Source organism: Planctopirus hydrillae (assembly GCF_001707835.1).
Classification (GTDB): domain Bacteria; phylum Planctomycetota; class Planctomycetia; order Planctomycetales; family Planctomycetaceae; genus Planctopirus; species Planctopirus hydrillae.
This window is the reverse complement of the sequence record NZ_LYDR01000039.1, coordinates 560,220-566,623: the sequence shown is the minus strand read 5'-3', so window position 1 is coordinate 566,623 and position 6,404 is coordinate 560,220. Positions and strand designations below refer to the sequence as shown.

Here is a 6,404-nt window from a genome sequence, read left to right as displayed (position 1 = left end):
GATGTCAGATACCCAGGTCTTTTGAAGGAGTTTCTGCTTTTCGTAAAGACGAATCGCCTTAACTTGGTGCGTATGGGGCAAACGAAGACGTTTGACCCCAGCCACCCGCCAACTTGACCATCTGATTCAGATGTTATGGCTTGGGGCCGATGGAGCGTGTTCCCTTACCGTGCCGGGCCTTCAGATCGAACAGGCCAAAGATTTCTGATGCGGTCATCGAGAGCGAGGCATTGAGGTTATCTCCTTCACCGAGAATGGCACGGAATAACTCGCGTTTCTCGGTCAGGACTCGATCAATTTTTTCTTCGATCGTGTCTTTGGAAATAAAACGCGTCACGATCACCTGGCTTTTGCAGCCAATGCGGTGAGCCCGATTGATGGCCTGGTCTTCAATTGCCGGGTTCCACCAGCGGTCATAGAGGAAGACATAGCCGGCAAACTGCAGGTTGAGCCCCACTGCCCCGGTGGCGTAGCTCATCAGAATGATGTGCTTGGTGGGGTCTTCTTTGAACTGCTTGAGAACGGGTTCGCGAAGTTTGGTAGGAATACCACCGTGGTACACCAGCGGGCCAAAGCGTTCGAGTTTCTCTTTCAGAAAGTCGAGTGTCTTCGTCCATTGACTGAAAAGAATGGCTTTGCCACCACTGGCGGCCACTTCCTCCATATCCGCTTCCAGTCGATCGAACTTGGCACTCTCACCCGTCAGAGGATCCCAGTTGGTAATCTGTTTGAGGCGTAGCACCAGTTCGAACACATGCTGAATCGAAATGCTGTCACCCATTTCGTTGAGTTGAATGACCCCCTCTTTTTCAGCGGTGTCATAGGAGTATCTCTGGGCGGGGCTCAATTCGAGAATGGCATCGCGATCCAGTCTCGGAGGCATATCCTTCATCACGAGGTCTTTGGTCCGCCGAAGAATGAACTCCTTTGAGAGCGATTGTAATTGTTTGAGATCGGGCGTGCTGCCTGGAGGAACGAGTTCCAGAAACTCATAAAGTGCACCGAGTTCTTCCGGCCGATTTTCGATGGGTGTTCCTGTCAGTGCCCAAGCTCTGCGGCGAGGAATGCGGCGCGCTGTTTCAGCAGTACGCGACGTGCGGTTTTTAATCCGCTGAGCTTCATCCAGCACCACCAGATCGAACTTTGGAAACTCGTCACCAAAATTGGCGACATCCCGTACCAGAGTTTCATAATTGACTATCAGCACTGGGACACCTGGCATCGTCCAGGTAATGCGGCGGCGATCAGTATCCCCTTCGACCACGACAAAGGGGAGCTCTTCTGCCCATGTGCGGAACTCACGCTGCCAGTTGGGTAAGAGCGGCTTCGGGCAAACCAGTACCACGCGCCGAACCTGACCACTCCGCACCAGGAGACGAATGGCAGTAATGGTCTGCATCGTTTTCCCGAGACCCATCTCGTCGGCGAGAAGTGCCGCATCGTGCGAGAAGAGCCAGGCAATCCCTTCGTACTGATAAGGGAATGGCTCGAAGGGCATGATCAGCTCTTGTCCTTTGAGCCAGGTCTGCAAAGGGGGCTGCAAAAGATAGAAGAGTCGATCTTCGAGAGTCAGGACGCCTGCGGGTGGCTTGATGCGTGTGAGCTTGGTTTCAGGCTTTTCGGCCAGTGCCGCCGCGGATTTCTCAATGAGATCAGCAGCAGTGACATCCGCTGACGAGACAACGGATTCCTGTGCAGCGGCAGCTTCGGATACCGAGGCGTTTTCAGCCGTCGACTCCTGACGAGTTTCTTCTTTCGGTTTCGGTGGAGGTAAGAACTCCAGACCTTCGGGAAACTTGAGTCCAAAGGTCTGAATGCGTGGCCGGCTCGGCTTCCAGGCTGGCCCCAAGGGGATCGTTTTCATCAAAGTGACAGGCTCGGCATCAACTTTCGGTAGACGCTGCAGAGCACTGTTAATCCCTGCCAGATGCAGGTCTGTCCCCATCGAGAGAGGCACGTCCTTTGTATCAGGCGGTGCCACATTCTGGTTGTCGTACTGAGCAATCGACTCGAGAACCTGCGGCAACCAATGGGGAGCCGGAACTGCTGATGAGCTTGAACTCTGCTCGACTCCTTCGTGCAAGCCCTCTGAACTGGTACGTTCTGGAGCAGTGCGAAGGGTATGAGCCACGCTCGTTGTTTTTGAAGATTCGTCCATGATCTTCTGGGCTCCCAGGCTCCGGCCTCTCGTGAGCGACTGCCCGTTCCATCATGGGCCGCCTGTTTCGATACTTAGCTGCGATTGAGAGCCGCTTTCATCGTTTCCTGAAGGGCTTCCCGAATACGATCAAAAGGCTCTTTCAAGTCGGCTGATGTGGGAACGTCTTTGCATTGATCCCGCACATGATCCATTTCGCTGGCATGCGAGGAATGGAACTCCAGATGACGGTTGCCGATCCGTAAGGTGGCATTGGACTCGTCACTGAAACAGCCTACGGGGATATCGACATGCTCGCGTAACTCACAAAGACTCTCATCTTCAGTGAGGACAAGATGCGGCTTGACCCCCACCTTTTCGATCAAAGTCTTCCCGATCAATTCACTGAGCAGGTAGGGCCTGAGTGTCGGGCCATAGAGAATCTGCTGAGTTCGATTGGGTTTCACCGGCGTGGTACATTGAAATTCCAGTGGGCGACCGTACCGGTTTGTGACCAGCAAGCCGCCGACATAACCCCGCTCGGGGTCTTCCACGGCCGTCAGAAAGCCGAGGCGGAGCTGATCCTTCTTGGCCTGATCCGACATCCAGAGTAATCCTCAGAAAGCTCAGAAATGGGAAACAAGTCCTTCGCGTTGGCTTTGATCGTCGCCTCTTGTCGCGCGGCTTGAGCAGGAAGTGAACCTCCTTCGAGATAGAAGCTGGGTAAACTCTGCGGGGGCAGTTGCAACGACTTTACCAGTCGATCCGCAGAATCCGCCGGAATTCTCTCATCAGCCAGCGAAACCATGATTCGGGAGGAAGTTGAATCTTCGCTGATACTGGCATCCCGGTGAGAACTTGCTCTGAAGCATCGTTCAGTGTGGCTTTGACCTCGTAAACCCGCTGATCGGATGTGAAGGCTGGGAAGCCCCACTTCGAATCAGAGGCTCTGTTGACTGTACCGGTTGTAGCGATTGGAGCGTTTGAGATCTCTGTAATCGTCCCTTTGAGCAGGCGCTGCGTTGCACTTTGCGGCCAGATGATCACTTCCTGCCCGGGAGAGACCCTGACAATATCGCTCTGACTGACTCTCATCAGGACATCATACCCAGACTGGGGCGCGATCCAGGCCAGTTCGGCTCCGGCTTCGACAAAAGCTCCGCGATTGGAAGGATCCAGGATCGAGCCACTCCACGTGGGCAAAGCCAGTTCATTCCGCAGTGGATCCTCCATTGGAATCGCGGATCTGGCCTGAGTTTCGACACGCGGAATGGTGATCAACCTTCCGGAGACGAGAGCCTTGATTTGATGCCTCTGCTCTTCGGCTTCCCACTGAGCCAGTTGCTCTTGCAGATCTTGCAGTTCCTGCTCTGCCGTGGGAATCATCGCCTGAACGGCTGGCTCGAACACCTGTCGTTGCAACAGGCCTTCCAACAGGAGTTTCTGAGTGGCGACGCGCGCTTTCTGCTGGAGGAGTCTTTGCTTCTGGACACGATCTTCCAGTTCGAGAATGATCTCGCCTTGTGAAAGAGTCGATTTGCTGGTGGCGAACATGACACGACCTGAGACAGGGGATCTGACAATCACACCTTCATGGGGGATCACGTATCCATCCGCAGTCATCGAAGCTGGCCATGGCCAGAGCAATCCACCAGTGACCAACAGCACAATCGCCAGAGCGATCAGACGGGCACGCGTGGTTTTCAGAGCATTCTGCCGCTGGGTATCAGTGAAATATCTTCGAGATTGATTCACAAAGGAAGTTCCTGTTCCCACGAGCAACATGGATCCCAAGACCCAGGTCATGATGTCGAGGCCGTAGGGTTTGAGCCAGGTGTGCAGAGCGACGAGTATGGAAATCATCAGCCCCAGTCGAAAGAGGCTCGAAGCCACGGCATATCCGATCAAACCCGCCGCATTATGATAAGAAACGCCGCGTGGCCAGGGTCGAGAAAGACCTAACCAGCACCAGTCGAGAAAGACCGTCAGAGTCTGACGCGAACGATCAGCAAGATTGGGCATCTTGAGTGCATCAGCGAGTATAAAGTATCCGTCGTATTTCAGGAGTGGATTCCCATTGAAGACCAGTGAACTGATGCCACAGATCAGCATCAGTTGCAAAGCCATGTTGGAAACAAGACCAGGTTCAGCCAGCCACCAGACTAGCGTGGCCAGTGATGCAATCCAGAGTTCGATATAAATTCCAGCAGCAGCAATCGCCATTCGCGACCAGCGGGAAGGTAATCGCCAACTGTCGGTCACATCGCAGTAGAGGACGGGGGTTCCAACAAAGAGCATGACCCCCAGTTCATGGCAATGGGCACCATGCCTTAAAGAAGCGACTCCATGTGCCAACTCGTGGAGAATTTTGACCAGGCAGAGGCAGAGGGCCAGTTGCCAGAAAACCAGTTCCTGACCAGTTGCCAGACGAACCGCCACGAAGAGTTCAGCAGGATGTGTGAGCACGATGGTTAAGGACGTGATTGCCAGCAGGAGGCCCATGCCGATCCATGGCCACTGGAAGATCCAGCCCATCAGACAGTTGGCAACCTGCAGCAGATCAATTTCGCCAGGCAGGTGAGTCGGATCGATCCCACGAAAACGAATCGCGAGGGGGTTGGCAAATTTCGCCCAGAACTTACGGGCACGCAACCTGTGAGCCATCATGGTCATTGTCTGTGCGTCGAATGGTGATTCGATGGCCCAGCCCTGCTGCCTGAGTGTCTGCATGAACTGTTCGAGGGCCTGTGGACTGATGGTTTCTGAGAAGCGATCTTCAAACAGGTGGCAGAGGCTGGGAATCGCGATGCCCTGTTCCAGCTTTTCCAGCAGAAAAGTCTCTTTCTCACTGAGGAGCGAGTACTTGAGAGCCAGAGGGTCGAACAGATAATGATCACCTGCCTGGCCGCCCGCGAAGGGGATGCATTCCACATCGGTACGGAGGAAGAGACCGCCCGAGATCATGACTAAGTATCCGGCATCGAAAGTGGCGGTGGTTCCGGGAGAACAACCTGTGATCGAAAGCCGTCGTACTTCTCGACGCAATCCAGTACTCGAGAACGCAGTTCTTCGTGGTGCGGATACAAGTGCCATTTGTCCGCCGGCAGATCGGCAAATCCCTGCTGGAATCGTGGCCAGTCCGCCGTTTCACCATGGAGAGCACGCAAGTAGACACCCAGAATCTGCTGCGGAAAGTCGCGGAGAACACTGGCGTAGATTTCCGGATCCTGCTCGCCTGTATCACCAATCAGAACGAATTTTCGATCGGGAAATGCGGCGAGAATTGGATCGATGGAAGTCCGTTTATGCTGCATCTGGGGCGATTTCTTTAACTTGCGAGCCGAGTCCCGCAGGCGAAATCGCTTGAGATGAAATGATCCGACCGGGAATTGATAGGTCTCCCAGAATTCACGCAAGGGTCGATATAATTGCCAGGGACTGCCGGAGACATAATGAAACACAGCCCCTCGGGCGGCCAGATCCCGATAGATTTCGGCCATACCATCGACAGGAGAGAAGACGCGGGCAAAGGTGTTCTGAAAGAGATCCCGACGATTGGAAACATTGCTGTGTTTGACGGTGTCATCAACGTCTGAGATGACCGAGAGCCCCTGACGATCAACGACAATCGAGGCTCCATCAAACTGGCGATTATCGGATGGATCGAGAACCGCCTGACAGGGAACCCAGAGACCGGGACGAACCGCTTCTCCAGTGATACTCTCCAGTGTTTCCTTCGAAAGTGTGATCGCTCCATTGAAGAGACCAGCGGCGGAGGTCTTTCCCGCATCGACCAACTCTTGACCCACGCGCACCACAATCTGCCGGTTCTCTTCAACTCCCACAAGAAAAGGCTTCAGGCGACTGGCAAAGGTCTCGGTGAATTCCGCGTCAATCCGCAGAGCTCTGCGGATGGCACCCATAATGGGATGCCTGAGCCACGGGAGATTCAAATTGTAGATGCAGCCCTGAATGTGCATCGTCCATCGCTCGCCTGTGGAATCAGGGGCGACATACGAAGGGTAAAACACAATCTCCTCGTTGTGCCTGACTTCGCAACAATCGACAGATCGGACTTGTGCACGGGATCGAAACAGCACGCGTTCCCTCACCTGATGACACTGGAACTCGTGAAGGTACTGGGCAAACTGAACATGACTTAGTCTCCCATATAATCGTGTTCACAACAATCTGCATCTATGGCATGAGAAAAAGTTTCGATGTTTCTGATTTCTGAATGAAATGTCAGCACTCCACTTTCCGCAAT

4 protein-coding genes are annotated in these 6,404 nt (G+C 54.0%); all 4 read right to left on the bottom strand.

The window, feature by feature from the left end:
- Window positions 1–133: 133 nt before the first annotated feature.
- Window positions 134–2,158 carry a DEAD/DEAH box helicase gene (locus A6X21_RS05520; RefSeq protein ID WP_068846564.1) on the bottom strand — a complete coding sequence of 675 codons (2,025 nt, stop codon included), beginning with the start codon at window positions 2,156–2,158 and terminating at the stop codon, window positions 134–136.
- A gap of 74 nt (window positions 2,159–2,232) precedes the next feature.
- Complete coding sequence (locus tag A6X21_RS05515) at window positions 2,233–2,742, bottom strand: hypothetical protein (protein WP_068846563.1); 510 nt, start codon at window positions 2,740–2,742, stop codon at window positions 2,233–2,235.
- A gap of 148 nt (window positions 2,743–2,890) precedes the next feature.
- Entirely contained in the window at window positions 2,891–5,101 is a 2,211-nt protein-coding gene (locus A6X21_RS05510) for an HlyD family efflux transporter periplasmic adaptor subunit (RefSeq protein ID WP_068846562.1), read from the bottom strand.
- Window positions 5,102–5,103: 2 nt separating this feature from the next.
- Window positions 5,104–6,237: a phosphatidate phosphatase App1 family protein gene (locus A6X21_RS05505; RefSeq protein WP_068846561.1), complete on the bottom strand. Its 1,134-nt coding sequence runs from the start codon at window positions 6,235–6,237 to the stop codon at window positions 5,104–5,106.
- Window positions 6,238–6,404 lie beyond the last annotated feature (167 nt).